Source organism: Nocardioides aquaticus, from assembly GCF_018459925.1.
GTDB classification, from domain to species: Bacteria; Actinomycetota; Actinomycetes; order Propionibacteriales; family Nocardioidaceae; genus Nocardioides; species Nocardioides aquaticus.
On the sequence record NZ_CP075371.1, the window covers coordinates 2,424,593 to 2,450,737 of the forward strand.

Below are 26,145 nucleotides of genomic sequence, written 5' to 3' on the forward strand. Positions count from 1 at the left end.
GGGCTCAGTCGGCGTCGAGACGGCGCAGCTCGTCGGCGCTCAGGACCAGGTCGGCCGCCGCGGCCGAGCTCTTCACCGACTGCGGGCGCTTGGCGCCGGGGATCGGGATGACGCAGTCGGACTGCGCCAGGGACCAGGCCAGCGCCACCTGCTGGGCGCTCGCCCCGCGCTCCTCGGCGACCTCGGCGAAGGCCGGGTGCTTCTGCGCGAGCTCCTTGGCGTCGTTGAGCCCGCCCAGCGGGCTCCACGGCAGGAAGGCCAGCCCGAGCTCCTCGCAGACCGTGATCTCGGGTCGGCTGCTGCGGAACTTCGGCGAGAACTGGTTCTGCACGCTCACCAGGCCGCTGCCGACGACCTCGTGCGCCAGCCGGATCTGGTCGGGGTCGGCGTTCGAGAGGCCGACCATCGCGACCTTGCCGGACTCGTGGATCTCCCGCAGGGTGCCCACGACCTCCTCGTAGGGCACGTCCGGGTCGGGCCGGTGGTGCTGCCACAGCGCGATCTGCTCCACCCCGAGGCGCTGCAGGCTCGCGTCGACGGCCGCGCGCAGGTGCTCCGGCGAGGAGTCGAGACCCCAGTCGCCGCCCTCCGTGCGCACGTGGCCGCCCTTGGTGGCCAGGAGGACCCGGTCGCGCACGCCGAGCTCGTCGAGCAGGCCCGCGACCAGGGTCTCGTTCTGGCCCTGGGCGTCGGCGCCCGCGTCACCGTGGCCGTAGGCGTCGGCGGTGTCGAAGAGGGTCACGCCGTGGTCGAGGGCGGTACGGACCGTGTCGAGCAGCTGCTCACGCGGAGCGGCCCCGGACTGGTCGAAGGTCATCAGGCCCAGCCCGATCGCGCCCACCTCGACCCGGCCGACGGAGTCGTTGCCGATGTGTCGTGTCTTCATGCCCCCGTCCTACCGCGCGACCCCCGGTGCCGCCTCACCCGGGTGCCGGCTCCACGAGGGGCGGTCGACCCTGGTCGGGAGGACCCCCCGTGCGTCATGATGTCGCCGTCCCGGCGCCGTGGCACCCCTCCCAGCGACAGGCAGTCCATGACGATCCTCAGTGCACGCCCGCGGTGGCGTGGCAGGCCCCCCGACCCGGGGTCGACGACGGGGTCGAGCACGGGGTCGACCGCGGCGCCCCCCGGGCGCCAGGCGGAGGTCCCCGGTCTCACCGACCCCGCGCAGCCGGCACCGGCGTACGCCGCCGGAGGGCCCGCGGCGGCCGTGCCCGCGGCCCCGTCGACGTCCTCGGCGGAGTCCCCGTCGACCGGCGCGGGCCAGGCCGCAGCGGCCTGGCCACCGCGGAGCGGCCCCGGTCGGTGGGCCGTCACCGCGGCCGGTGCGCTCGGCTACCTGTTCTTCGCCTACCTCGGCCGTCTCACCGTGCCGGAGGGCGGGTCGCTGGCCCTGATCTGGCCGGCCAACGGCGTCATCGCGGTCTGGTTCGCGATGCTCGGGTGGCGACGCTCCCTGGTCGTCGACTCGGCCGTCCTCTTCGCCGCCGCCGCCGGCGTCAACCTCGCCACGGGCGCACCCTGGGCCCTCGCCCGCGACCTGGGTCTGGTCGCGGTGGCGCTCGGCCTGGTGTTCGGGGGCGTGCTCGGGCTGGTCGCACCCCGGTTGCGGGGCCCGCGCTCGGCCGCCGACGGACCGACCCTGCGGGCCGGCCGGGACGTCGCCTACGTCCTGCTCGCCGGGGTCTCGGCCTGCCTGGTCTCGGCCCTGGTGGCCGTCGAGATCACCTGGGTGCCGCTGCTGCGCGGGAGCACGGCCCCCGGGCTCGAGCTCGCCGTCCGCAACCTCGCGGGCGTCATCGCGATCGTCCCGGTGGTGCTGCTCGCCCGTGACCGCTGGCAGCAGCACCGCGCGGGACGGGGTGCGGAGGGCGGCCACGACGACCCGCGGGGCGCCGTGCGCGACAGCCCCGTCGAGGTGCTCGCCCTGTACGCCGTCACGGCGCTGGCGGTCCTGGTGGTCCTCACCACCCACGACCGGCTGTCGCTGTCGTTCCTGGTGCTGGCGACCAGCGTCTGGGCCGGGCTGCGGCTCAGCCCGCTCGGGGCGAACGTCCACGCCGTGCTCCTCGCCAGCACGGTCGTCGTCACGGCGGTCCTCGGGCTCGGCGGCTTCGTCCCGCAGGGCGCGGCACGCGACGCCGCCTCGGTCACCCAGCTCTGGGTGGCGTTCGTGGTCGCACTGACGATGGTCCTGGCCCTGGACGCCGCCGAGCGACGTCGTCTCCACGCCGACCTCGACCTCGCCCGGTCCGGCGCCTCGGACCAGGCCGAGACCCTGACCCGGGTGCTGGGGGCGATGGCGGAGGGCGTCGTGCTGATCGGCGACGACGGGACCGTGCTGCTGCGCAACGACGCCGGCGCGAGGCTGACCGGGGGCGGCGCGGCCGCGGTCGGCACCCACGTCGACCACCGCCGGATGAAGGTGCTGCGACCCGACGGGCAGGAGACGACCGTCGACAGCCTGCTGCGCGGCCGGGCCGCGCGGGACGCCGACGAGCCCGACGGCGTCTCGCCGCCCCGGGACCTCCTCGTGGTCCCGGCCGACGGCGGGGAGGCACGCCGCCTGGAGGTCCGGGCCAGCGCGGTCCGCGTCGGCGGCGGTCGCCCGGCCACGCTCGTCGTCTACCACGACGTGACGGCCGAGCGCCGCGAGCGCGACGGCCTGGCCTCCTTCGCCGGGGTCGTGGCGCACGACCTCGTCAGCCCCCTGAGCACGGTCTCGGGCTGGACCGAGGTGCTGGCCACCCAGGTCGCCACGATGGCCGGTGACGGCCCCGTGCCGCCGACCGCGTCGCGCGCGCTGGCCCGGATCGGGGTGGCGACCACCGGGATGCGCGACCTGATCGACGACCTGCTGACGTTCGTCACCGCGCGCGACGCCACCCTGGCCCACGACGCGGTGGACCTCGGCGCGATCGCCGTCGAGGTCGCGGCCCGGTGGTCGGAGGAGCCGGTGGGCGGCGGCCGGCCCCGGATCGAGGTCGGGGCGCTCCCCCCGGTCGCCGGGGACGCCGGCCAGCTGCGGCAGGTCCTCGACAACCTCGTCGGGAACGCGGTCAAGTACGTCGCCCCCGGCGTGGTCCCGGTCGTCACGGTCCAGGGACGCCGCACCGAGGACGTGGTCGTCGTCGAGGTCACCGACAACGGCATCGGCATCCCCCACGACCAGCTCGACGCCGTCTTCGACTCCTTCCACCGCGCCCACCGCGGCGACTACCGCGGCACGGGCCTCGGGCTGTCCATCGTCCGCAGCACCGTGGAGCGGCACGGCGGGACGGTCGTGGCCGACCGGGTCCCGGGCGGTGGCACCGTCTTCCGGCTGACGCTTCCCGCGGCCCCCGACGGTGTCACCCCCACAGGTGAGGGCTCCCGCGCGCACCCCGCCTGACCTGGACCGCGACCGGTCCCACCTCGGGCACGCCCGGGCTCAACATGGGCCCTCGCGGTGCCGATGACTCCTGCGTCCCCCCGTCAGCGGTCCCCACCCGCCACCCCCCGCCGGAGTCCCCGTGAAATTGTTGCCTCCTGAGCAGCGTCTGCTCGCCGCCCGGTTCTCCTACGGGCTGACCCCGGCCCTCGCCAAGCAGGTCCGCCGAGCCGGGGGCGCGCGGTCCTGGTTCGACCGGCAGCTCGCCACCCCGGTCGGGGACCCCGCCGCCGACGAGTGCGCCGGCTGGTGGCCCCACCTGTCCTGGGACCCGGTCAAGCTGTGGCGCGACAGCAGCAGCCACGAGTTCGCCAACGACTACCAGCGCTACACGCTCGCCCGCCGGGTGCGCGCGGACCGCCAGGTCCGCGAGGTGATGACGGAGTTCTGGGAGCAGCTGCTCAACGTCCCCACCGTCGGCGGCGAGAGCGCCTACGTCCACCGTCGCGACTACGGCGAGACGCTGCGGTCGCTGGCGTTCTCGTCGTTCGGGGAGATCCTGAGGGCCGCGGTCCTGCACCCCGCGATGCTGGTGTTCCTCGACAACGCCCGCTCCACGGCCCGGCAGCCCAACGAGAACCTGGGCCGCGAGCTGCTGGAGCTGCACACCGTCGGGCTGGGCGCCTACACCGAGGCCGAGGTCAAGGACTCCGCCCGCATCCTCACCGGCTGGGCGGTCGACACGATCGAGGGCAACTCCAAGCCCAGCTGGTCCGCCTCCTACCGCACCGACTACCACGCGACCGGCGCGGTGTCCGTGCTCGGGTTCACCCACCCCAACCGCAGCGCCGACGGCCGTGCGATGACCGAGCTGTACCTCGCCCACCTGGCCCGGCACCCGCTCACGGCCCGCCGGCTGGCCCGCCGGCTGGCGGTCAAGTTCGTGCGCGACGACCCCTCCGAGGCGCTCGTCGCTCGGCTGGCCCAGGTCTACCTGGAGCACGACACCGCGATCGTGCCGGTCCTCCAGGCCCTGGTCGACTCCGCCGAGTTCCTCGGTTCCGCCGGCCGCAAGGTGCGCGACCCCGCCGAGGACCTGGTCGCGACGTACCGGGTCACGCGGGCCCGGATCGCCCGGCCGACCCAGCAGAAGTCGGCCGCGAACGCCATGCTCTACCAGTCCCGCCAGATGGGCCTGATGCCGCTGGGCTGGCCGCGGCCGGACGGCGCCCCGATCACCAACGACGCGTGGTGCAACCCGGCCCGGATGCTGGCCTCCTACCGGATCCACCACGTCGTCGGCGGCGGTCACTACCCCGACGTCGACGTCACCTACCGACGCGAGCTGGCCTGGCTGCCCCCGTTGCCCGCCACCTTCGCGCAGGTGGTGGACCACATCGCCCACCAGCTCCTGCACCGGGACGCCTCCCCGGCGCTGGTCCGGGCCTGCTGCCAGGTGATGAGCTCGACCCCCGACGAGAGGGTCACCCGTGACCACAAGCTCCTGCGCTACGGCATGCCCCGCGTGCTGCTGACCGTCCTCGACTCCCCCGACCACTTCCTCCGGTGACCCCCATGACGACGACCGCTTCCTTCCCCTCCACCCCCGGCGAGTGCGGCTGCCCGGAGTACGCCGGGCTCTCGCGCCGCGGCGTGCTCGGCCTCGGCGCCGGCCTGATCGGGGCCACCACCGCCACGACGATGGTCGGGGACGCCGTCCTGCAGACCGCGCGCGCCGCCAGCGGCACCGCCCGCAGCACCCTGGTCGTGCTGTCCCTGCGCGGTGCCGCGGACGGCCTGTCGATGGTGGTGCCCCACGGTGACCCCGCCTACTACCGGGCGCGACCCAAGATCGGGATCCCGGCGAACACGCTCTGGGGCAGCGACGGGTTCTTCGGGTGGCACCCGGCCCTCAGACCGCTCCAGGGCCTGTGGAACCAGGGTCGCCTCGCCGCGGTCCAGGCCGTCGGCCTGCCCGCCCCCAACCGGTCGCACTTCTCGGCCATGGAGGAGGTCGAGGACGCCGCTCCCGGCTCGACCACCCGGGCCGGCTGGCTGAACCGGCTGGTGGGGCTGGAGGACCGGACCACCCCGCTGCGGGCGATCAACCTCGACGCCGGCGCCCTCCCCTCGAGCCTGGTCGGCCCGACCCCTGCGATGAGCACCTCCTCGGTCGACAGCGTCGTGGTGGCGGGCGGCGTGAACCCCCGCGAGCGCGAGGCCTCGCTGCGGACGCTGTGGGGCGGCCGGGACGACGGCCTGGGCCGTGCGGCCCAGATGGCGCTGGGTGCGGTCGCCGACTTCGCCCCGGCCCGTCGTACCTCGGCGAAGCCGCTGAACGGCGCGCGCTACCCCTCCGGCGACCTCGGCGGCGCGATGGCCACCGCGGCGCGCATCATCCGGGGCGACGTCGGCACCGAGGTGCTCACCGTCGACCACGGCAGCTGGGACATGCACTCCGGGATGGGCAACATCGAGTCCGGTCTGATGCAGCGTAGCTGCACCGAGCTGGCCCAGTCCATCGCGGCGTTCTTCACCGACCTCGGCCCGCGGGCCGACACGGTGACCCTGGTGACGCTGACCGAGTTCGGTCGCCGCATCGTGGAGAACCCCAACCGGGGCCTGGACCACGGCTTCGGCAGCATGATGATGCTGGCCGGCGCGGGCGTGCGCGGCGGCCGGTTCTACGGCCGCTTCCCCGACCTCGGCGTCCAGGGCGACTCCGACCTCACCGTCACCACGGACTACCGCAGCGTCCTGGCCGAGGTCGTCTCCACCCGCTTCGGCGCCAGCACGGCCTCGGTGTTCCCCGGGTTCAGCGGTCCCTCGCTGGGCGCGATGAGCAGCATGCCGGGCTGAACCGGCAGGGGTCAGGGGTCAGGGGTCAGGGGTCAGGGGCGGAGCATGACCTTGACCGCGCGGCGCTCGTCCATCGCGCGGTAGCCCTCGGCGACGTCGGCCAGCGGCAGGGTCAGGTCGAAGACCAGGCCCGGGTCGATCTCGCGGGAGCCGACCAGGTCGAGCAGCTGCGGCAGGTAGCGCCGCACGGGCGCCATCCCGCCGGCCAGGCCGACGTTCTTGGAGAACATCCGGCGTATGGGCAGCTCCACGCCGTGGGGCACCCCGACGAACCCGACGGTCGAGCCCGGTCGGGCCACGTCGAAGGCCGTGCGCATCGCCTGGTCGGTGCCGACGCACTCGAGCACCGCGTCGGCGCCGACGCCGCCGGTGATCTCCCGCACCGCCTCGAGCGCCTCGTCGCCGCGCCCGGCGACCACGTGGGTCGCGCCGAAGGCGCGGGCGATGTCCTGGCGGGGCTGGTGCCGCGACAGCGCGACCACCTGCTCCGCACCCATCACCGAGGCCGCCAGCACCCCGCACAGGCCGACCGCGCCGTCGCCGACGACGACGGCCGTACCGCCCTGCGTGACGCCCGCGCTGACCGCGGCGTGCCACCCGGTCGGCATCACGTCGGACAGCGCGAGCAGCGAGGGCAGCAGCTCCTCGTCGACGTCGCCGTCGGAGGCGCCGGGCACGGCGACCAGGCTGCCGTCGGCCTGGGTGACACGGGCCAGCTCGGCCTGGCCGCTGCGGGTGACCCCGAGGTTGGTGCACGCCGACTGGACGCCGGCCCGGCAGTGCACGCAGGTGTTGTCGCAGTGGCAGAACGGCACGACCACCACGTCACCGACGCCGAACGACCGCACGTCCGCGCCGACCTCCTCGACCACGCCCACGCACTCGTGGCCGATGGTGGCGCCCTCGGTGATGTCGTTCTCGCCGCGGTAGGGCCACAGGTCGGAGCCGCAGATGCACCCGGCGAGGACCCGCACCACCGCGTCGGTGGGCAGCTCGACCGCCGCGTCGGGCACCTCGGAGAGCCGGATGTCGCGGGGGGCGTGGAGCGTGGTGGCGCGCATGGCGACCACGATGCCACCACCGGTGCGGGGTGACGATGCGCACCCCTGCGTGCCTCCTTGCCCTATCTCACATGTGAGTTAGCGTGGTCGGCATGCCTCTCGACTACAAGGGCCGCATCGGCAACCTGATCCGTGACGCCCGCCAGCACCGCGGGCTCACGCAGCAGCAGCTCGCCGAGCTCCTGTCCACCAGCCAGAGCGCCATCAACCGGATCGAGAAGGGTCACCAGAACCTCTCCCTGGAGATGCTCGCCCGGATCGGCGAGGCCCTGGACTCCGAGATCGTCGCCCTCGGCGGCGGCCCGGTGCACCTGCGCGTCACCGGCCCGACCACGCTCTCGGGCACGATCGCGGTGAAGACCTCGAAGAACGCCGGCGTGGCGCTGCTGTGCGCCTCCCTGCTCAACCGTGGCCGCACCACCCTGCGCAAGGTCGCCCGGATCGAGGAGGTCAACCGGCTGCTCGAGGTGCTCTCCAGCCTCGGCGTGCAGACGCGCTGGCTCGGCGACTCCGGCGACCTGGAGATCATCCCGCCCCACGACCTGGACCTCGAGCACATCGACGAGGCCGCGGCCCGTCGTACCCGCTCGGTGATCATGTTCCTCGGCCCGCTGCTGCACCGCTCCGACAGCTTCGACCTGCCGTACGCCGGCGGCTGCAACCTCGGCACCCGCACCGTCGAGCCCCACATGTCGGCCCTGCGGCCCTTCGGCCTGGAGGTCAAGGCGACCGACGGGTCGTACCACGCCAGCGTCGACCGCAGGATCGAGCCGGGCCGCCCGATCGTGCTCACCGAGCGCGGCGACACCGTCACCGAGAACGCGCTGATGGCCGCCGCCCTGCACCCCGGCGAGACCGTGATCCGCAACGCCTCGTCGAACTACATGGTCCAGGACCTCTGCTTCTTCCTGCAGCGCCTCGGCGTGCAGATCGACGGCGTCGGCACCACCACGCTGCGGGTGACCGGCTGCGAGTCGATCGACGTCGACGTCGACTATTCCCCAGCGAGGACCCGATCGAGGCCATGTCGCTGCTGGCCGCCGCGATCGTGACGAGGTCCGAGATCACCATCGAGCGGTGCCCGATCGAGTTCCTGGAGATCGAGCTGGCGCTGCTGGAGGAGATGGGCTTCCTCTACGACCGCACCGAGGAGTACCCCGCCGCCAACGGCCACACGCGCCTGGTCGACCTCACCACGAAGCCGTCGGCGCTGCACGCCCCGCTGGACAAGATCCACCCGATGCCGTTCCCGGGCCTCAACATCGACAACCTGCCGTTCTTCGCCGTGATCGCGGCGGTGGCCGAGGGCCAGACCTTCCTGCACGACTGGGTCTACGAGAACCGGGCGATCTACCTGACCGACCTCAACAAGCTCGGCGGCAACGTCAAGCTGCTGGACCCGCACCGGGTGATGATCGAGGGCCCGACCAGCTTCACCGGCTCGGAGCTGGTCTGTCCGCCGGCGCTGCGGCCGGCCGTGGTGATCCTGCTGGCGATGCTGGCCTCGAAGGGCACCTCGGTGCTGCGCAGCACCTACGTCATCGCCCGCGGCTACGAGGACCTCGCCGAGCGGCTCAACCAGCTCGGCGCGAACATCGAGCCGTTCCGCGACATCTGACGGGCCGGTCGCTCACCGGCCGGTCGCTCACCGGTCGAGCAGGGCGCGGGTCTCGGCGGCCACCGCCTCCGCGCCCCGCTCGCCGAGCAGCACGGTGTAGTGGTTGACGTCGTCGACCTCGGTCGCACGCAGCTGCGGGACCTGCGCGACGAGGTCGGCGGCCGCGTCCGGCGGGTAGAGCCCGTCCGGCTCGTCCATCAGCCCGCGCGGGGCGCGCAGGAACGTCACCGGCGTGCCCCGCTCGCGCAGCGCGGCGAGGCCGGCGTCGTGCCTGGGCCCGCCGGCCAGCTGCTGGATGTCGGTGGCCAGCGCCTCGACCCGCGTCGACGGGGTCAGGTGCGGCTCCTCGCCCTCCAGGTCGTGGTCGACGTAGGCCTCCACCCCCGGGCCCCACGCGCCCGAGAAGGCCGGGTGGGCGCGCCAGAAGTCGTGGTACGCAGACCGGTCGGCGAAGGTCATCGTCAGGCGCTGCGCCGCCGGACCGAGGACGTCCTCGGGCCGCGCCCCGGGCGCCGGTGCCGGCATCGGGGGCAGCGCGATGCCGCCGTCGACGAGCACCAGCGCCGCGACCCGGTCGGGCGCGAGCCCGACCAGCCGGACGCCCACGAAGGCCCCCATCGAGTGGCCCACGACGACGACCCGGTCGAGGCCCAGCCCGTCGAGCAGCTGCTCGAGGTCGGCCGCGTGGCGGTCCAGGCCGTACGGCCCGGGCAGGACGTTGCTGCGCCCGCGGCCCCGCAGGTCCGGGGCGACCAGGCGGACCTCCGGCAGGGCGGCCGCGAGCAGCGACCACCCGGCCAGCGAGGCGGTGATCCCGTGCACCGCGAGCACCGGGGTGCCGTCCTCGGGCCCCCACTCCCCCACGGTCATCGGGCCGCCGTCGACCTCGACCGTTCGCAGCCGCGGGGCCGGCGAGCCGCTGCTCATCGGGCGGTCCATCCGCCGTCCATCGTGTAGGACGCGCCGTTGACCATGCCCGCGGAGGCGCCGCAGAGCCAGGTGACGAGGTCCGCGACGTCGTCGGCCTCGACCAGGCGCTTGACGGCGCTCTCGGTCAGCATGATCTTCTCGACGACCTGGTCCTCCGGGATGCCGTGGGTACGGGCCTGGTCGGCGATCTGCTTCTCCACCAGCGGGGTCCGGACGTAGCCGGGGTTCACGCAGTTGCTGGTGACCCCGTGCCCGCCGCCCTCGAGGGCGGTGACCTTGGAGAGCCCCTCGAGCCCGTGCTTGGCCGAGACGTAGGCCGACTTGTACGGGCTGGCCCGCAGGCCGTGGACGCTGCTGAGGTTCACCACCCGACCGAACCCGCGCTCGTACATCCCCGGCAGCACCGCGCGGGTCAGGAGGAACGGGGCGTTCAGCATCAGGTCGACGATCAGGCGGAAGCGGGCGGGCTCGAAGTCGGTGAGCGGGCTGACGGTCTGGATGCCGGCGTTGTTGACCAGCACGTCGGCGTCCAGGGTGACCTCGGCCAGGGCGTCGAGGTCGGACAGGTCGACGGTCCAGGCCCGTCCCCCCACCTCCGCGGCGACCGCGGCGGCGCCGTCGGCGTCGACGTCGGCCACCACGACCTCGGCCCCCACCGCGGCGAGCGCGCGGGCGCAGGCCGCCCCGATCCCGCTGGCGGCTCCGGTGACGACGGCGGTGCGTCCGGACAGGTCGGTGGTCATCGCGGGGGTCCTCCTGCGGGTCGGTGGCCCGTGCGGTGGGGGCCACCGCCGGGATCGGGTCCACCCTGCCCGCTGCGGCGCGCGCCGTCGAGCGCGCCCCGGCCGGCGGGCGCCCGCCCTGGGGGATACTGCACCCGTGCCTGCCCGTCCGCGTCCCCTCGGCCCGGTGCTGGCCTTCGCGCACCGCGGCGGCGCCGCCCATCCCGACCTGCTCGGCCTGGAGAACACCCTCGCCGCCTTCCAGCACGCGTGGGACCTCGGCTACACCCACCTCGAGACCGACGTGCACGCCACCGCCGACGGGGTGCTGCTGGCCTTCCACGACGCGGTCCTCGACCGGGTCACCGACCGGACCGGTCGGGTGGACCGCACGCCGTACGACGTCGTGCGCCAGGCCCGTGTCGGTGGGCGCGAACCCGTCCCGACCTTCGCCGCCCTCCTGCACGCGCTGCCGGGTGCGACGTTCAACGTCGACCTCAAGAGCGCGCGTGCCGGCGCGCTCCTGGCCGACCTGCTCGACGCCGAGCAGGCCTGGGACCGCGTGCTGGTCGGGTCGTTCAGCATCACCCGCACCGCCGCCTTCCGCCGGCGCACCCGCGGCCGGGTCCGGACGGCGGCCACCCCGCCCGAGGCGGCCGCCTTCCGGATGCTGCCCAGCGGCCGGCTGGCCCGCCTGCTGACCCGGGGCCGGGTGGCGGCGGTCCAGGTGCCGCGTCGCCGCGGCCCGCTCACCGTGGTCACCCCCGGGCTGGTCCGGCGCGCCCACGCCGCCGGTGTCCCGGTCCACGTGTGGACCGTCGACGACCCCGACGAGATGCGCACGCTGCTCGACCTCGGCGTCGACGGGCTCTTCACCGACCGCACCGACGTGCTCCGCGACGTGCTGCACGAGCGCGGCGCCTGGCCGACCGGTGCCGTGCGGTGAGCCGCCGCTTCGGCTGGCCCGTGTGGGCCTGGGGCCTGTGGGACTGGGGCTCGGCGGCCTTCAACGCGGTGATCACGACCTTCGTCTTCAGCGTCTACATCACCTCCGACTCCTTCGGGCCCGAGGCCGACACCTCGTTGGGCTGGGCCCTGGCCGGCGCCGGCGTCCTGGTGGCCGTGCTGGCCCCGGTCAGCGGTCAGCGCGCCGACCGCTCGGGCCGTCCCGGGCGCTGGCTGGGCCTGAACACCCTGGTGGTGGTCGTGCTCTCGGCCGCGCTGTTCCTGGTCGAGCCCCGCGAGGACCTGCTCTGGCTCGGGCTGCTGCTGCTGGCCGCCGGCAACGTCTTCTTCGAGCTGGCCTCGGTCAACTACAACGCGCTGCTGCACCGCGTCTCGACGCCGGCCACCGTGGGCCGGGTCTCCGGGCTCGGCTGGGGCCTGGGCTACCTGGGCGGGATCGTCCTGCTGCTGGTGGTCTACCTCGGCCTGATCAGCCCCGAGGTGGGGCTCTTCGGCGTCACCGACGCCGACGGTCTCGACGTCCGGGTCACGATGCTGTTCTGCGCCGGGTGGACGCTGGTGTTCTCCCTGCCCGTGCTGCTGACGCTGCGCGACGCGCCGCAGCAGGCGCCCGGCCGGGCGCCCCGCGTCGGCGTGGTGGAGTCGTACCGCCGGCTGTTCGCGAGCGTCCGCGAGCTGTGGCGCGAGGACCCGCGCCTGGTCCGGTTCCTCGGCGCGTCCGCGGTCTTCCGCGACGGCCTGGCAGGGGTGTTCACCTTCGGCGGCGTGCTCGCCGCGGGCACCTTCGGCTTCTCCGACGGCGACGTCATCGTCTTCGGCATCGCCGCCAACGTCGTGGCCGGCGTCTCCACCATCGCGGCGGGCTGGCTCGACGACCGGCTCGGACCCAAGCGTGTCATCGTCGGCTCCCTCGTCGCGCTGGTCGTGTCCGGCACGGCCGTCTTCGTCCTCCACGACGGTGGGCGCGGCGTGTTCTGGGGCTTCGGGCTGCTCCTGTCGGCCTTCGTGGGTCCCGCGCAGTCGGCGTCGCGGACCTTCCTGGCCCGGATCATCCCGGCCGGTCGCGAGGGTCAGGTGTTCGGGCTCTACGCCACCACCGGCCGTGCGGTCAGCTTCCTGGCCCCGGCCGCCTTCTCGCTGTCGATCCTCGCCGGCGCGGCGCTGACCGGCGCCGCACGCACTGACGACGCGCAGTACTTCGGGGTCCTGGGCGTGGTGGCGGTGCTGCTGCTCGGGCTGCTGCTGATGCTCCCGGTGCACGCCGGACCGGTGGCGGAGGAGCGGACGAGCCCGGCCCCGGGGTGAGCCACCCGGACGGGGAGGTCGGAATGTTGGGGGCATCGGTAGCGTTGACCCGTCAACACCCCGGTACACGACCGTTCACCATCTCGGTCGTCGACGACGTCCACCCGACGTTCGGGGGTCACGCGGACACGATCCGTGCCACCCCTGGTCAGCCGGGCCCAACTGTTTGTGGAGGTGCCCCATGGCGGAGCGTACGTTGCGCGGAGCCCGGCTCGGCGGCCAGAGCTTCGAGGACGAGCGAGGGATCGAGTTCGCCGCTCGTCAACAGGTCGGCTACCGCTGCGACCAGGCCCACGAGTTCGAGATCACGATGTCGGTCGAGGCCGACGTGCCCGCGGTGTGGGAGTGCCCGCGCTGCGGCGCCGAGGGCCTGAGCATCTCGGGCATCGTGAAGGAGCAGAAGGCCGAGAAGCCGGTCCGCACCCACTGGGACATGCTGCTGGAGCGTCGCTCGGAGAAGGAGCTCGAGGACATCCTCAAGGAGCGCCTGGACCTGCTGCGCGGAGGCGAGATCGGCCCGGCCCACCTGCACCGGGCCAACGCGCGCAAGCGCAAGGCCTCGGCCTGACCGCTGCCGCCCGAGCAGGGGCGTGAGCCCTACTGCTCGTCGTCGACGACCTCACCCCGGACCACCGGCCCCGAGCCGGCTGGTCCGGGGTTCGTCGTCCCCGGACCCGGCCGGCGCGGTCCAGGCCGGCTCGGACCGCCGCCGGGGCCACCGGGTCCACCGGGTCCGCCGGGGAAGCCGGGGAACCCCGGGAACCCGGCCGGGCCGGGCGGCGGCCCGGCGACGAGCAGGCGGCGGGTGATGGCCTGGCCCAGGAGCCGCCGCCACAGCGGCCGGGTGAGCGGCAGCACCAGCAGCACCCCGAGGGCGTCGGTCACGAAGCCCGGCGTCAGCAGCAGCGTCCCTCCGACCAGCACGAGCGCCCCGTCGGCGATCTCGCGGCCGGGCACGGCTCCCCGGCGCAGCGCCTCCTGGAGGGCCCGCCAGGCCCGGGCGCCCTCGCGGCGCACCAGCCAGGACCCCACGACGCCGCCGAGGAGCAGCAGCAGGACCGTCCACCAGCCACCGATGACCTGGCCGACCTGGATCAGGACGTAGATCTCGACGATCGGCATCACCACGAACGCCACGACGAGGGCGAGGGGCAGCCACCGGCGTCGTCGGGGCGCCGTGCCGGGTCGGGTGCCGGGGCGGGGGCCGGGGCTGGGGCCGCTCATCGTCGACCCACCGCGGACCGGTCGTGCGGGACGGCCGGGGCCGCGGTCCCGGGGCGACCGAAGGCGCGACGCAGCTGCGCCCGTCGCTCCGCGACGCCCCAGCGGGTGATCATCCGCAGCGACTCCGTGGCCACCGAGCCGTTCATCTTCGACTCCCCGCGCTGCCGCTCCACGAAGTCGATCGGCACCTCGCGCACCCGCAGCCCGGCCCGCACCGCCCGCGCCGCGAGGTCGGTCTGGAAGACGTAGCCGACCGAGCGCACGGCCTCGAGGTCGATCCGCTCCAGGGCGCTGCTGCGGAAGAGCCGGTAGCCGGCGGTGGCGTCGTGGACCGGGAGGCCGAGCAGCAGGCGTACGTAGGCGTTGCCGCCGCGCGAGAGCGCCTGGCGGTACAGCGGCCAGTTGTGCACCGCTCCCCCGCGCACGTAGCGCGAGCCGATCACCAGGTCGGCGTCCGCGAGCGCCGACCGGAGCCGGTCGAGCTGCTCGGGGGCGTGGGAGCCGTCGGCGTCCATCTCGCCGACGACGTCGTACCCGCGGTCGAGCGCCCAGCGGAACCCGGCGAGGTACGCCGCCCCCAGCCCGGCCTTGCCGGTGCGGTGCAGGACGTTCACGCGCCCGTCGGCGGCCGCGAGGTCGTCGGCGATCCGGCCGGTGCCGTCGGGGGAGCCGTCGTCGACCACGAGGACGTCGACGTCGGGGTGCGCCCGGTGCAGCCGCTGCACGATCCAGGCCAGGTTGGCGGCCTCGTCGTAGGTCGGCACGACGATCACGGTGCGTCCGACGGGCGTGGGGGTGGGGCCGGGACCGGTGGCGGTGCTCACCTCGGTGCTCCTCAGCTCGGGTGGGGCGGGGCGGGGGACGTCGGGTCGTGCTCCTCCATCGTGCCAGGCACCCGGCGGCGACCTGCCCGGAGACCGAGGGCGAGCCCGGCGGCGGTCAGGGCCAGCGCCCCCCACCCGGCGTACCGCCCGACCCGGACGCCCGGGGTGACGCCCTCGACGAGGTCGACCTCCTCGAGCAGCGTCGCGGTGGACCGGCGGGGCACCTCGGCCACCACGGAGCCGTCCGGGGCGATCACGCCGGTGATCCCGTTGGTGGAGGCGACCACGAGCCAGCGGCCGGCCTCGACGGCCCGGGCACGGGTGATGGCGAACTGCTGGTCGACCTGGTCGGTGGCGATGAAGGTGGCGTTGCTGGTCTGGACCGCGAGCAGCTCGGCGCCGCCCAGGACCTGGTCGTGGAGGACGTCGTCGTAGCCGACGTCGAAGCAGATCGCGTCGGCCATCGCGATCCCGGCGACCTGCAGGGGCGTGGTCCGCTCCCCTGCCACCATGTCGCGGGGGATCAGCGCGAGGTCACCGAAGTTCCCGATCGGGACCCCGAGGTCCTCCAGGAGGTCCCGGGCGGGGATGTACTCGCCGTACGGCACCGGGTGCCGCTTGGTGTAGCGCTCGGTGACGTCCTCGGCGGTGCGGTCCCCCGGCTCCCAGACCAGCCCCTGGTTGAGCACCTCCCCCGGCCCGCCGTCGACGATGGCGCCGACCACGACCGGGACGCCGATCGCCTCGGAGGCGCGCCGGATGCCGGCGTTGGTCTCGGCGTCCGCGAACGGGTCGACGGCGGTGGAGTTCTCCGGCCACAGCACGAGGTCGGGTCGAGGGACCTGGCCGGCGTCCACGGCCGCGGCGAGGGCGACGGTCTCCCGGACCGTGCTGGCGGTGACCTCCCGGAAGCCGGCGAGGATGTCGTTCCCGGCGCCGGGCACGTCGGGCTGGACCGCGGCCACGGTCGCCTGCCCGGACACGGCGAGGCGGACCGGGAAGACCGCCGCGAGGCCGGTGAGGGCGACCAGCACCACGACGGTCGCCAGCGGGGCCACCACCGCCCGGGGCCCGGTGGCCGGCGCCCGGGCACCGGTGGCCGTCGTCCGGGTGCCGGCGCGGAGCCGCAGGAGCGCCGCGGCCAGGCAGAACGAGGCGAGCGCCAGTCCGAAGCCGACCCCGGTGGCACCGACGTAGGCCAGCGCGGGGGCGACCGGGGTGTCCATCACCCCGAAACCCAGCCGGCCCCACGGCATCCCGCTGAACGGCCAGGACGAGCGGACCGTCTCGGCCAGCGCCCAGGCGCCGGCGCCCCACAGCGGCCAGGCGCGGTGCCGCATGAGGACGACCAGCACCGGCCCGAGGGCGGCGTAGAACAGGGCCTCGATCCCGGCCAGGGCGAGCCAGGCGCCGGTGGACACGGCCCGCATCCACACGATGTGCGGGAAGTAGAAGGCCACCGCGAAGACGAGCGCCGGCCACCAGGCGCGGCGCGGGGTCAGCCCGGCGACGGAGACGGCGAGACCGGCGACGCAGAACGGGGTGACCCACCACCAGGTCAGCGGCTCGAAGGACGCGGCGAGCAACCCTCCCGAGACCAGGGCCACGAGCATCCGGACGAGCACGCGGCGAACCTACCGGGGCGGTGCTCACGCGGTGCCGGCACCCGTGGGTGCCGGGTCGGGCGGGACCGTGCCGGACACGGAGAGGATCCGGGTGCCTTCGGTCCGAGGCGCGCACGACCGGTTGTCGTGAGCGGCCCGTTGTCTAGGGACCCCAGATCCCCCCCGTCGCGCTCGCGCGGAATGGACCGGATCCGTGGACCGCGCGGAGGAGTGCTCGGCACCAGCACCCCCCGGTCACGGCCACTCGGACGCCGGTCCACGACCACGGCCTGCATGAGCGGTGGCCCTACCCTCATCGCGGCGCCCCGACCGTGTCAACCGAGCGCTGACCTGCGCGTACCGGTGTCGGTGCAGGTCAGGACGGGGTCCTGGGAGCCCGAATCGGACGTGATGTTGTGCGCTCCCCCGGCGTGTCGCGCTCGACACGCCGGTGGCCGGCGGTGCGGCCGGTGCGACCGGGCTCAGCCCGGGACGACCACGGTGCCGGTCGCGGTGGTCGCCACCAGCGGCTCGGCGAGCACGCGGGCCGCCCCGGGCCGCTCGGCGGTGGGCTCGCCCCGCGCGACCACGCGTACCTCGAGCTCGAGGCGGCGCGACCGGGTGCCGGCGCGCACGAGGACGGCCTCGACCTCGAGCACGTCGCCGGCCCGGACCGGCGCCTTGAACTGGACGTCGTCGTAGGAGGCGAAGAGCCCCTCGTCGCCGTCGACCCGGATCGACAGCTCGGTGGCGACGTCGCCGAAGAGCCCGAGGCTGTAGGCCCCGTCGACCAGGTTGCCGGCGTAGTGGGCGTGGCTGTAGGGCACGTAGCGGCGGTGCACGACGCGGGTGCCGACCGGCGACCCGTCCGGTGCGGGGTGCTGGCTCATGCGGGGCTCTCCTGGCTCTCCCGGTCCGCGGCGTCGGTCCGAGCGAGGCGGTGGACCAGGAACGAGGCCACCTCCCCCGGCGTGGTCCCCCGCGCGAAGACGCGGTCGACCCCGAGCTCGGCGGCCATCGACTCGTCGAAGCGCGGGCCGCCGACCACGAGCAGCGGGCGCCGCTCCTCGGGGTAGGCCTCCCGGAAGGCCGCGGACATCTCACGGGTGTTCAGCAGGTGCGCGTCGCGCTGGGTGACGACCTGGGAGACCAGCACGGCGTCGGCCTGCTCCTCCTGGGCGCGGGCGACCAGCTCGGGCACCGAGACCTGCGCGCCCAGGTTCACCGTGCGCAGCTCGCGGTAGTACTCCAGCCCCTTCTCGCCGGCGAAGCCCTTGATGTTCAGGATCGCGTCGATCCCGACGGTGTGCGCGTCGGTGCCGATGCAGGCACCGACGACGACCAGCCGCCGCTGGAGCGACTCCTTGACCGCGGCGTTGACCTCCTTCGGCGTCAGCAGCGGGAAGTCGCGCTCGACGACCACGACGGCGTCGGTGTCGACGAGGTGGTGGGTGCGGCCGTAGACGACGAAGAAGGTGAAGTCCGGGCCCATCGGCCGCGAGTGCGCGACCAGGACGGCGTCGAGGCCCATCTTCGTGGCCAGCTGCGCGGCCGCGCCCTCGGCGACCTTGGAGTGCGGCACGGGCAGGGTGAAGCTCAGCTGGACCATCCCGTCGCCGGTGGTGTCCCCGTAGGGACGCACGATGCTCATGCGCCGACCCCCGTCCCGGTCTCGAGCAGCTCCCGCGCGGGGTTGCAGTAGCCCGGGGCCGTCTCGGCGACGCCGTCCAGGCCCCGCCCCGCGTCGGCCGGGCGCTTCATCAGCCCGAAGGTCCCGTCGGCGATCGCGGCGAGCAGGCCGCCGGTCGACCCCGTGCCGTCGTGCGCCACGATCCTGCCCAGCAGGTCGATCGACTCCCCCAGTACGTGGCGGGCGCGGTTGGCGATCACGCCGTCGGGTGCCGGGTGGAAGTCCTCGTGCAGCGACCCGGCGGCCTCCATCACGTAGCGCACGTTCTGCAGCGCCAGGTCGCGGTCGGAGAGCCACGGCGTCACCACGGCCTCCGTCATCATCCCGACCAGCAGGATGCCCTGCCCGGTCAGCGCGCCGGCGAGGTTGAAGAAGCCGTCGAGCAGGTAGCCGCGGAAGATGTCGCCGGTCATGTGCCGCGTGGGCGGCATCCACTTCAGCGGCGCGGTCGGGAACAGCTCACGCGCGAGCAGGGCGTGCGCGAGCTCGAGCCGGAAGGAGTCGGGCACGGCGGGGTCGATCTCGAAGGCGTGGCCCAGTCCGAGCTGCCAGTCCTCCAGGCCGGCCTCCCGGGCGAAGTACTCGTTGAGCAGCTGGCTGGTGGTGACCGTGTGCGCGGCCTCGATGGCGTCGGCGGTGGTGAGGTAGTTGTCCTCGCCGGTGTTGATGATGATCCCGGCCCGGGCGTGGACCTGGCGGCTGAACCGCTGGTCGACGAAGGTCCGCACCGGGTTGATGTCGCGGAACAGGATCCCGTACATCGAGTCGTTGAGCATCATGTCGAGCCGCTCGAGGCCGGCCAGGACGGCGATCTCGGGCATGCAGAGCCCGGAGGCGTAGTTGGTCAGCCGGATGTAGCGGCCCAGCTCGCGGCCGGTCTCGTCGAGCGCGGCCCGCATCAGCCGGAAGTTCTCCTGCGTGGCGTAGGTGCCCGCGAAGCCCTCCCGGGTCGCGCCCTCCGGCACGAAGTCCAGCAGGCTCTGCCCGGTGGAGCGGATCACGGCGATCACGTCGGCGCCCTCGCGGGCGGCCTGCTGGGCCTGGGGGATGTCCTCGTAGATGTCGCCGGTCGCCACGATCAGGTAGATCCAGGGCTGCCGGGGTGCGTCGCCGACGGTGGCGACGAGGTGGTCGCGCTCGTTGCGACGGGCGTCCATCCGGGCCACGCCGACGGCCACCGCGTCCGTGGCCGCGGTCCGGGCGCGGGTGGCGTCGGCCCCGGTGGGCAGCCGGAACCGGACGGACCCCGCGGAGGCCCGGGCGGCCAGCGTGGCGAGGTCGTCGGCCTCGCCGCGGACCAGCGCGTCCCAGACCGGGAGGGCCACGCCGTGCGACAGGGCCTCCTCCCCCAGGTCGGCCCGCACGACGTCGAGCAGCCGGTTCGCCCAGGGCGTGCCCTCCGGGTCGGCGCCGGCCAGCCCGGCCAGGCGCAGCGTGGCACGCTCGACCGAGACGGTGGTGTGGCTCCGGGCGAGGTCCACGATCGGTTCCCCGGCCTCGGCGGCCAGGCCGCGGGCCCGCGCGACCAGGTCCGGGTCGAGGTGCAGCTTGCTGGCGCGGGGCGCCGTGGTCGTCCTCGTGGTGGTCGTGGTGGTCGTGGTGGTGCTCATCCGCGCTCCTCGAAGAGACGTCGTACGCCGTCGTGGCGTCGCAGCAGGTCCAGGGCCAGGTCGGCGTGGCCGGGGGCGTAGCCGTTGCCGACCAGCATCCGCACGTCGGCGGCCAGGCCCTCGGCGCCCAGGGCCGCGGCGGGGAACGAGGTCGCCATCGAGAAGAAGACCACCGTGCCGCCGTCGGCGGTGGCCAGCACGGCCCCGCCCTCGCAGCCGGGCACGTCGACGCACACGACCGTGACGTCGGCCGGTCCACCGGCGTCGGCGACGGCGTCGCGCAGCGCGACGGGGTCGCGGGCGTCGGCGACCGCGACGACGTCGGCAAGACCGGCGGCGCGCAGCCGGGCGGCCTCCTGCTCGTGGGGCACCACCCCGATCGTGCGGGTGGCGCCGGCCTCGCGGGCCGCGGCCAGGCTCAGCGACCCGGACTTGCCGGCCCCGCCGACGACCGCGACGACCGGACCGGTGCCGGTGCGGGCGAGGTGCTCGGCGCAGACCCGGGTGGTCAGGGCGGGGGCGCCGCAGACGTCCATCACCGACAGGCTCAGCGCGGCGGGGAGGTCGTCGGGCAGCCGGGCGGCCACGGAGCGGCCGAACAGCACGGCGTAGCCGTCGCAGGGCACCTGCTCGCCCTCGCCGTCCCAGCGGGCCAGGCCGTCCTCGACGACCAGCGGCGTCAGGGTCAGGGAGACCAGCGTGGCGACCCGGTCGCCCACCTCCAGCCCGAGGGTCGAGCCGAGCCCGACCTCCTCGACGGTGCCGACCAGCATGCCGCCCGACCCGGTGACCGGGTTCTGCATCTTGCCGCGCTCCTGCACGATCGCGAGCACGGCGGCGCGGACCGCCTCCCCGGTGCCGTGCTCCTCGCGCAGCTGGCGGAAGGACGCGGCGTCCAGGTTGAGCCGCTCCACGCGCACCCGGACCTCGTCGTCCCAGAGCACGGGACGGGTGTCCAGCCGCCAGGCGGCCTGCGGCAGCACCCGGGTCGTCGCGGGGTCGGGGTCGAGGACGCGGTGGAGGCCGACGGGGTCGCCCACGCGCTCCGGGGTCGTCGTGCCGCTCGTCGCGCTGGTCATCGCCACCTCCGTCGAAGGACACCGTCGGCGGCGTCCTGGTCGAGAGATCTTCCGGCGCGGGAGTGGATATGCCGGAGGATCTTCGCTTATCGTGGCACGACGGCGCACCAGCCGCCACCGCGACGCGCCTGCGCGCACACCCCCTGCTTGGCCGACCCGGATCCACGAGGAGCCCCATGAGCATCGAGACCTCCATCGGCCTGGAGACCGGCCAGCCGTACCCGTACCGCGCCCCGGAGCTCGTCGAGCCCGACTGGACCCGCTTCCCGGGGTGGCGCGACGTCACGGTCGCGGAGTGGGAGTCGGTGCAGTGGCAGCGCTCGCACTGCGTGAAGAACCCCGCCCAGCTGAAGGCGGTGCTGGGCGACCTCGTGGCGGACTCCTTCTACGCCGACCTCGAGCGCGACCAGGCCGAGCGGGCCACGATGTCGATGCTGCTGCCGCCGCAGATGCTCAACACGATGGCGCCGCACCAGACCCCTGGCCGGCCCGGGTCGCTGACCGAGGCCTTCCACGCCGACCCGGTGCGGCACTACATGCTGCCGGTCTTCTCCGACCGGCGCACGGACTGGCCCTCGCACCCGTACTCGACGCGCGACTCCCTGCACGAGCACGACATGTGGGTGACCGAGGGCCTCACCCACCGCTACCCGACCAAGGTGCTGGCCGAGCTGCTGCCGACCTGCCCGCAGTACTGCGGGCACTGCACGCGGATGGACCTCGTCGGGAACTCCACCCCGACGGTCGAGAAGCTGAAGCTCACCGGCAAGCCGAACGACCGCCTGGTCGCGATGCTGGACTACCTGCGCCGCACCCCGGGCGTCCGCGACGTCGTCGTCTCCGGCGGCGACGTCGCCAACATGCCGTGGCCCCGGCTCGAGGCGTTCCTGACCTCGCTGCTCGAGATCGAGTCGGTCCGGGACGTCCGGATGGCCACCAAGGCGCTGGTCGGGCTCCCCCAGCACTGGCTGCAGCCCGAGGTGATCGCCGGCGTCGAGCGCGTCTCGACCCTGGCCCGCGAGCGGGGCGTCTCCCTGGCGATGCACACCCACGCCAACCACGCCGCGTCGGTGACCCCGCTGGTGGCCCGGGCGACCCGGGCGATGCTGGACGCCGGCCTGCGCGACGTGCGCAACCAGGGCGTCATCCTCGACGGCGTCAACGCCGACCCGCACGCGCTGCTCGACCTGTGCTTCGCCCTGCTCGACGGCGCGCAGATCATGCCGTACTACTTCTACCTCTGCGACATGATCCCGTTCGCCGAGCACTGGCGGACCTCGGTCGCCGACGCCCAGCGGCTGCAGACCGCGATCATGGGCTACCTGCCCGGGTTCGCCACCCCGCGACTGGTCTGCGACGTGCCGTTCGTCGGCAAGCGCTGGGTGCACCAGCTGGCGTCGTACGACACCGTGCACGGCGTCTCGCGGTGGACCAAGAACTACCGCACCTCGATCGAGGCCAGCGACCCCGAGGCGCTGACGCGCACCTACCCCTACTACGACCCGATCCACACGCTGCCCGAGGACGGCCAGCGCTGGTGGGCCGAGAACGTCGCGCCCGACTCGGGGTCGATGACGCCCGCGCAGGCGGCCGCCATGTCGCGGCGTGCGGCCGCGCTGCAGGCGACCTGAGCCGGCTCAGTCGACGGGGCGGTTCTCGTAGGCCGTCGAGAGCACGATCGTGGTGCGGGTGGAGACGTTGGCCGCGGCGCGGATCAGGGCCAGCAGGTCCTCGAGGTCGGCCGGCGTCGCGACCCGGATCTTGAGGATGTAGGACTCCTGGCCGGCCACCGACCAGCAGGACTCGATCTCCTCGACGTGCTCGAGGCGCTGCGGGACGTCGTCCGGCGAGGCCGGGTCGATCGGGCGGATCGAGATGAAGGCGGTCAACGGCCGGCCCATCTCGGCGTGGTTGACCGTGGCGCCGTAGCCGAGGATCAGCCCGCGCTGCTCGAGCCGCTTGACCCGCTGGTGCACCGCCGAGGTGGACAGCCCGGTCGCCTTCCCCAGGTCGGTGAAGGACATCCGGCCGTCGCGGGCCAGGAGCTGGAGGATCTTGCGGTCGGTGGGCTCCACACCGGAAGGATCTGCGCTCACGCGGGCCAGCGTAGGGCTCCGTGCGGGTAGGCGCGGGGGATGCTCAGCACGCGGGCGCGGGGTGCCCCTAGGCTGGCGCTCGTGGGTGGAGGTCGCGAGGTCTGGCTCCGCCGGGTGCCGTCGGCCGACGCGCCGCACCGCGGCCTGGTCGGCGCCGTCCGCCGCCTGGCCCGCCGGGCGCCGCGGGCGACCTACGACCTCGAGGTCTGGGACGACGCCCGCCTCACCTTCGCCTGCCGCACCCCACGCCCCGTACGGCCCCTCGTCCGCCGCGCCGGGACGGGCCGTCCGGTCGCTGCGACCGCCGTGCGGAGTGCGGACGCGTCCCCGACGGACTGGGTTACGGTGCCGCGATGACCGCCCCTGCGCCGCGCCTGATGCTGCTCGACACCGCCTCGATGTACTTCCGCGCCTTCTTCGGCGTGCCCGACATCGCCGGCCCCGACGGCACCCCGGTCAACGCCGTGCGAGGGCTGCTGGACTTCGTCTCCCGGCTGGTCACCGACTACCAGCCGACCCACCTGGTCTGCTGCTGGGACGACGACTGGCGTCCGCAGTGGCGGGTCGACCTGCTGCCGACCTACAAGGCGCACCGCGTGGTCGAGGAGGTCGAGACCGCCCCCGACGTCGAGGAGGTCCCGGACCCGCTCGGGGTGCAGGTGCCGATCATCCAGCAGGTGCTGGCGGCCTTCGGCATCACCGTGATCGGCGCCCCGGGCTACGAGGCCGACGACGTGATCGGCACGCTCGCCACCGGCGCCGGGATGCCGGTGGACGTGGTCACCGGCGACCGCGACCTGTTCCAGCTCGTCGACGACGACGCGGAGGTCCGGGTGCTCTACATCGCCCGCGGCGTCGGGCGCCACGAGCGCGTCGACGACGCCTGGGTGGTCGCGAAGTACGACGTCCACGCCCGTCAGTACGCCGACTTCGCCACCCTGCGCGGTGACGCCTCCGACGGTCTGCCCGGCGTCTCCGGCGTCGGCGACAAGACCGCCGCCTCCCTGCTCGGCCGCCACGGCGACCTGGCCGGCATCGTCGCCGCCGCCCACGACCCCGACTCGGGCATGGCCGCCGGGCCCCGTCGCAAGGTCAAGGACGCCGCCGACTACCTCGCGGTCGCCCCGCGCGTGGTCGCGGTGGCCCGGGAGCTGGACCTCGACCGCTCCCACCTGGAGCTGCCACGGTCCCCGGCCGACCCGGACCGCCTGGCCGCCCTGTCGGAGCAGTACGGCCTCGACTCCCCCGTCGCGCGCCTCACCGCCGCCCTCGCCCGCGACTGACCGATCGTCGGCTGGGCGCCCACGCCGGTGGTCCGAGGAGGGGCGCCAGGCCCCGGTGGTCGAGGAGGGAGCTCCCGACCCGGTGGTCGATCAGCGAGCGCCAGCGACCGTCTCGAGACCCCCTCCACAACCACCACACCGGCCTTGCGTTCGAACGCGTGTTCGACTATACTAGATGCATGACCACCACCGCCGACGACGACAGCACCGGGCCCGACCCGACGCTCGACGTCCCGGTCGAGGCTGCGGTGCAGGTGGAGGCGGTGATGTCGCCCGACCCGTCGTTCTGGGAATGGGTCCACGCACTCGACACCACCCGAGAGACCACCCGCGTCGAGGCGCTGGCGGTGGTCAAGAACGCCAAGGCCGTGCAGGCCGCAGCCGACGTCGCGGTCCTGCAGTCGATCGTGGACTGGTGCGTGATCAACGAGGCCCTCACCGACGACGAAGCGATGTGGATCGCCGGGTACGGCGATTACGGCCTCGCCCTCGGCGGCATCGGGTGCCCGCTGGTCCGCGAGTCCGCGGTCATCGAGCTGTCCGCCGTCCTCGGGGTGTCCACCCGGTCCGGTGCAAACCAGGTCGCTGTGACGTTGGAGCTGCGCTACCGGCTACCCCGGTTGTGGGAACGCGTCCTCTCCGGGGCCTGCCCGGTGTGGCGTGCCCGCCAGGTCGCGGAGAAGACCATGGGCCTGTGCGAGGACGGCGCCGCCGAGGTCGACCGGCTCGTCGCCCCCTTCGCGCACTCGATCTCCTACGCCCAGCTGTCCCGGATCACCGACGAAGCACTCCTACGCTGGGACCCCCAGGCAGCCGAGGAGAAACGCCGCGCAGCCGCTGACGGGCGGCACTGCCACATCAACCTCGCCCAGCACCCCGACGGTGTCGTCGACCTCGACGCCGGACTCGACCTCGCCGACGCGATCGCCCTCGAAGCAGCCGTCAGCGACCGGGCGAAGACCCTCGCCGCCGACGGGTCCACCGAGTCGTTGGACGTCCGCCGCTCGAAGGCCCTCGGCTCCCTCGCCCTCGGCGAACAGACCCTCCCCGACGGCCAGGAGCAGGCCTCACCGGCGACCGGCAAGCACCTGGTGCTCTACGCCCACATCCCCGGCGCCGTCTTCAACCCCCTGTTCTGCACCACCAGCCCCACCAGCGCGACCCAGCTCTCCCGCCTGGACAACCGCCACCCCGCGAAAGGCCCGATCACCACCGCCCAGGTCCGCCAGTGGGCCCACACCGCCGCCAGCATCACCATCCGGCCCGTCATCGATCTGGCCGAGTCCATCCACTGCGACTCCTACGAGTGCTCCGACCGCCTCAAGGAACAGACCGCCCTACGCGACCTCACCTGCGTGTTCCCCTGGTGCACCAACCCGGCGGTGTTCGCCGACATGGACCACGTCATCCCGCACCCCGACGGCCCCACCGAGACAGGGAACGTCGCCCCCGCCTGCCGCCAGCACCACCGCGCCAAGACCCACATGGGATGGAACTACAACCTCCTCGGACCCGGGCTCTACCTGTGGACCAGCCCGATCGGACAGCGGTACCTCAGATCCCACGCCGGCACCCACCCCATCGACGAGCTCCCACCAGGGCCACCACCCGACCCACTGCCCGAGCAACCCGACACCACCCCGTACCAGGCACCGCCCCCGGCACCGGACGATCCCGACGGCGCCGCCGAGCCTCCACCCCGAAACGACCCCCCACCCTTCTGACCCCGCTGACACCCCAGCAGCAGCCGTACCGCCGGACCGGCCACGCCCACCGGCGGTACCGGCACGCCCAGGCCCCCTCACCCCCGTCGATGGGTGATCTACACGCACCAGATGCGTGCAGATCACACGTCGACCACCGGCCCTGGTCTCGAGACGCTCGCTGCGCTCGCTCCTCGACCA

The 26,145-nt window shown here is 74.1% G+C and carries 22 protein-coding genes and 1 pseudogene; 11 read left to right on the forward strand and 12 right to left on the reverse strand.

The genetic code is table 11. From position 1 onward, the window contains the following. Positions 1-4 precede the first annotated feature (4 nt). Complete coding sequence (locus ENKNEFLB_RS11785; protein ID WP_214055613.1) at positions 5-886, reverse strand: aldo/keto reductase; 882 nt, start codon at positions 884-886, stop codon at positions 5-7. 324 nt (positions 887-1,210) lie between these two features. Here ENKNEFLB_RS11785 and ENKNEFLB_RS11790 point away from each other — a divergent pair, with 324 nt between their 5' ends. From ENKNEFLB_RS11790 to ENKNEFLB_RS11800, 3 genes are all read left to right on the forward strand, one after another. After that, entirely contained in the window at positions 1,211-3,391 is a 2,181-nt protein-coding gene (locus ENKNEFLB_RS11790; RefSeq protein WP_214055614.1) for an ATP-binding protein, read from the forward strand. A 130-nt stretch (positions 3,392-3,521) separates the two neighbouring features. Next, entirely contained in the window at positions 3,522-4,940 is a 1,419-nt protein-coding gene (locus ENKNEFLB_RS11795; protein ID WP_214055615.1) for a DUF1800 domain-containing protein, read from the forward strand. A 5-nt stretch (positions 4,941-4,945) separates the two neighbouring features. After that, positions 4,946-6,229 (forward strand): DUF1501 domain-containing protein, encoded by a 1,284-nt coding sequence (locus ENKNEFLB_RS11800; RefSeq protein WP_214055616.1) that lies wholly within the window; start codon positions 4,946-4,948, stop codon positions 6,227-6,229. Positions 6,230-6,261: 32 nt separating this feature from the next. Here ENKNEFLB_RS11800 and ENKNEFLB_RS11805 read toward each other — a convergent pair whose 3' ends face one another. Continuing rightward, positions 6,262-7,290, reverse strand: coding sequence for a zinc-dependent alcohol dehydrogenase family protein (locus ENKNEFLB_RS11805; RefSeq protein ID WP_214055617.1), 1,029 nt, complete (start codon positions 7,288-7,290; stop codon positions 6,262-6,264). A 92-nt stretch (positions 7,291-7,382) separates the two neighbouring features. Here ENKNEFLB_RS11805 and ENKNEFLB_RS11810 point away from each other — a divergent pair. Then, positions 7,383-8,908 (forward strand): annotated as a pseudogene (locus ENKNEFLB_RS11810) (helix-turn-helix domain-containing protein). Positions 8,909-8,935: 27 nt separating this feature from the next. Here ENKNEFLB_RS11810 and ENKNEFLB_RS11815 read toward each other — a convergent pair. After that, positions 8,936-9,835 (reverse strand): alpha/beta fold hydrolase, encoded by a 900-nt coding sequence (locus ENKNEFLB_RS11815; protein ID WP_214055618.1) that lies wholly within the window; start codon positions 9,833-9,835, stop codon positions 8,936-8,938. Then, positions 9,832-10,581, reverse strand: coding sequence for a 3-hydroxybutyrate dehydrogenase (locus ENKNEFLB_RS11820; RefSeq protein WP_214055619.1), 750 nt, complete (start codon positions 10,579-10,581; stop codon positions 9,832-9,834). The genes ENKNEFLB_RS11815 and ENKNEFLB_RS11820 overlap by 4 nt, the downstream gene beginning before the upstream one ends. 136 nt (positions 10,582-10,717) lie before the next feature. On the opposite strand from ENKNEFLB_RS11820, the gene ENKNEFLB_RS11825 reads away from it, so the two are divergent. The 3 genes from ENKNEFLB_RS11825 to ENKNEFLB_RS11835 all read left to right on the forward strand — a co-directional run bounded on the left by ENKNEFLB_RS11825 (position 10,718) and on the right by ENKNEFLB_RS11835 (position 13,399). Beyond that, positions 10,718-11,506, forward strand: coding sequence for a glycerophosphodiester phosphodiesterase family protein (locus tag ENKNEFLB_RS11825; RefSeq protein WP_246535495.1), 789 nt, complete (start codon positions 10,718-10,720; stop codon positions 11,504-11,506). Next, entirely contained in the window at positions 11,503-12,831 is a 1,329-nt protein-coding gene (locus ENKNEFLB_RS11830; protein ID WP_214055620.1) for an MFS transporter, read from the forward strand. The genes ENKNEFLB_RS11825 and ENKNEFLB_RS11830 overlap by 4 nt, the downstream gene beginning before the upstream one ends. Before the next feature lie 181 nt (positions 12,832-13,012). Next, a complete protein-coding gene (locus ENKNEFLB_RS11835; RefSeq protein ID WP_214055621.1) occupies positions 13,013-13,399 on the forward strand; it encodes an RNA polymerase-binding protein RbpA in 387 nt (128 codons plus the stop codon). A 29-nt stretch (positions 13,400-13,428) separates the two neighbouring features. Here ENKNEFLB_RS11835 and ENKNEFLB_RS22900 read toward each other — a convergent pair whose 3' ends face one another. The 7 genes from ENKNEFLB_RS22900 to kdd all read right to left on the reverse strand — a co-directional run bounded on the left by ENKNEFLB_RS22900 (position 13,429) and on the right by kdd (position 20,862). Beyond that, entirely contained in the window at positions 13,429-14,055 is a 627-nt protein-coding gene (locus ENKNEFLB_RS22900) for an FxsA family protein (protein ID WP_214055622.1), read from the reverse strand. Next, positions 14,052-14,879, reverse strand: coding sequence for a polyprenol monophosphomannose synthase (locus ENKNEFLB_RS11845; RefSeq protein ID WP_246535496.1), 828 nt, complete (start codon positions 14,877-14,879; stop codon positions 14,052-14,054). The genes ENKNEFLB_RS22900 and ENKNEFLB_RS11845 overlap by 4 nt, the downstream gene beginning before the upstream one ends. 11 nt (positions 14,880-14,890) lie before the next feature. Continuing rightward, a complete protein-coding gene (gene lnt / locus ENKNEFLB_RS11850; protein WP_214055623.1) occupies positions 14,891-16,504 on the reverse strand; it encodes an apolipoprotein N-acyltransferase in 1,614 nt (537 codons plus the stop codon). Positions 16,505-16,965: 461 nt separating this feature from the next. Then, a complete protein-coding gene (gene kal / locus ENKNEFLB_RS11855) occupies positions 16,966-17,373 on the reverse strand; it encodes a 3-aminobutyryl-CoA ammonia lyase (RefSeq protein ID WP_214055624.1) in 408 nt (135 codons plus the stop codon). Further along, positions 17,370-18,134 (reverse strand): lysine 5,6-aminomutase subunit beta, encoded by a 765-nt coding sequence (gene kamE / locus ENKNEFLB_RS11860; protein WP_214055625.1) that lies wholly within the window; start codon positions 18,132-18,134, stop codon positions 17,370-17,372. The genes kal and kamE overlap by 4 nt, the downstream gene beginning before the upstream one ends. Further along, complete coding sequence (kamD, locus tag ENKNEFLB_RS11865; RefSeq protein WP_214055626.1) at positions 18,131-19,783, reverse strand: lysine 5,6-aminomutase subunit alpha; 1,653 nt, start codon at positions 19,781-19,783, stop codon at positions 18,131-18,133. Before kamD ends, kamE begins: the two co-directional genes overlap by 4 nt. Next, on the reverse strand, positions 19,780-20,862 hold the full coding sequence (gene kdd / locus ENKNEFLB_RS11870; RefSeq protein WP_214055627.1) for an L-erythro-3,5-diaminohexanoate dehydrogenase: 1,083 nt from the start codon (positions 20,860-20,862) through the stop codon (positions 19,780-19,782). The genes kamD and kdd overlap by 4 nt, the downstream gene beginning before the upstream one ends. Positions 20,863-21,038: 176 nt before the next feature. On the opposite strand from kdd, the gene ENKNEFLB_RS11875 reads away from it, so the two are divergent. Next, on the forward strand, positions 21,039-22,493 hold the full coding sequence (locus tag ENKNEFLB_RS11875; RefSeq protein WP_214055628.1) for a KamA family radical SAM protein: 1,455 nt from the start codon (positions 21,039-21,041) through the stop codon (positions 22,491-22,493). Positions 22,494-22,499: 6 nt separating this feature from the next. Here the strand turns inward: ENKNEFLB_RS11875 and ENKNEFLB_RS11880 are convergent, their stop codons facing one another. Next, complete coding sequence (locus tag ENKNEFLB_RS11880) at positions 22,500-22,958, reverse strand: Lrp/AsnC family transcriptional regulator (RefSeq protein WP_246535497.1); 459 nt, start codon at positions 22,956-22,958, stop codon at positions 22,500-22,502. An 81-nt stretch (positions 22,959-23,039) separates the two neighbouring features. On the opposite strand from ENKNEFLB_RS11880, the gene ENKNEFLB_RS11885 reads away from it, so the two are divergent. The 3 genes from ENKNEFLB_RS11885 (at position 23,040) to ENKNEFLB_RS11895 (ending at position 25,965) form a co-directional block, all read left to right on the forward strand. Then, positions 23,040-23,315 (forward strand): hypothetical protein, encoded by a 276-nt coding sequence (locus ENKNEFLB_RS11885; protein WP_214055629.1) that lies wholly within the window; start codon positions 23,040-23,042, stop codon positions 23,313-23,315. Then, positions 23,312-24,241 (forward strand): 5'-3' exonuclease, encoded by a 930-nt coding sequence (locus ENKNEFLB_RS11890; RefSeq protein WP_246535498.1) that lies wholly within the window; start codon positions 23,312-23,314, stop codon positions 24,239-24,241. The genes ENKNEFLB_RS11885 and ENKNEFLB_RS11890 overlap by 4 nt, the downstream gene beginning before the upstream one ends. Positions 24,242-24,420: 179 nt before the next feature. Continuing rightward, positions 24,421-25,965 carry an HNH endonuclease signature motif containing protein gene (locus ENKNEFLB_RS11895; RefSeq protein ID WP_214055630.1) on the forward strand — a complete coding sequence of 515 codons (1,545 nt, stop codon included), beginning with the start codon at positions 24,421-24,423 and terminating at the stop codon, positions 25,963-25,965. The last annotated feature ends 180 nt before the right edge of the window (positions 25,966-26,145 follow it).

Excerpts from the sequence above, each read along its gene's own strand:
- ENKNEFLB_RS11785 (WP_214055613.1), bottom strand. The coding sequence starts at position 886 with ATGAAGACACGACACATCGGCAACGACTCCGTCGGCCGGGTCGAGGTG.
- ENKNEFLB_RS11890 (WP_246535498.1), top strand. The coding sequence starts at position 23,312 with ATGACCGCCCCTGCGCCGCGCCTGATGCTGCTCGACACCGCCTCGATG.
- ENKNEFLB_RS11895 (WP_214055630.1), top strand. The coding sequence starts at position 24,421 with ATGACCACCACCGCCGACGACGACAGCACCGGGCCCGACCCGACGCTC.
- ENKNEFLB_RS11820 (WP_214055619.1), bottom strand. The coding sequence starts at position 10,581 with ATGACCACCGACCTGTCCGGACGCACCGCCGTCGTCACCGGAGCCGCC.
- kamD (WP_214055626.1), bottom strand. The coding sequence starts at position 19,783 with ATGAGCACCACCACGACCACCACGACCACCACGAGGACGACCACGGCG.
- kdd (WP_214055627.1), bottom strand. The coding sequence starts at position 20,862 with ATGACCAGCGCGACGAGCGGCACGACGACCCCGGAGCGCGTGGGCGAC.
- ENKNEFLB_RS22900 (WP_214055622.1), bottom strand. The coding sequence starts at position 14,055 with ATGAGCGGCCCCAGCCCCGGCCCCCGCCCCGGCACCCGACCCGGCACG.
- kamE (WP_214055625.1), bottom strand. The coding sequence starts at position 18,134 with ATGAGCATCGTGCGTCCCTACGGGGACACCACCGGCGACGGGATGGTC.
- ENKNEFLB_RS11800 (WP_214055616.1), top strand. The coding sequence starts at position 4,946 with ATGACGACGACCGCTTCCTTCCCCTCCACCCCCGGCGAGTGCGGCTGC.
- ENKNEFLB_RS11875 (WP_214055628.1), top strand. The coding sequence starts at position 21,039 with ATGAGCATCGAGACCTCCATCGGCCTGGAGACCGGCCAGCCGTACCCG.
- ENKNEFLB_RS11815 (WP_214055618.1), bottom strand. The coding sequence starts at position 9,835 with ATGAGCAGCGGCTCGCCGGCCCCGCGGCTGCGAACGGTCGAGGTCGAC.
- ENKNEFLB_RS11835 (WP_214055621.1), top strand. The coding sequence starts at position 13,013 with ATGGCGGAGCGTACGTTGCGCGGAGCCCGGCTCGGCGGCCAGAGCTTC.
- ENKNEFLB_RS11805 (WP_214055617.1), bottom strand. The coding sequence starts at position 7,290 with ATGCGCGCCACCACGCTCCACGCCCCCCGCGACATCCGGCTCTCCGAG.
- kal (WP_214055624.1), bottom strand. The coding sequence starts at position 17,373 with ATGAGCCAGCACCCCGCACCGGACGGGTCGCCGGTCGGCACCCGCGTC.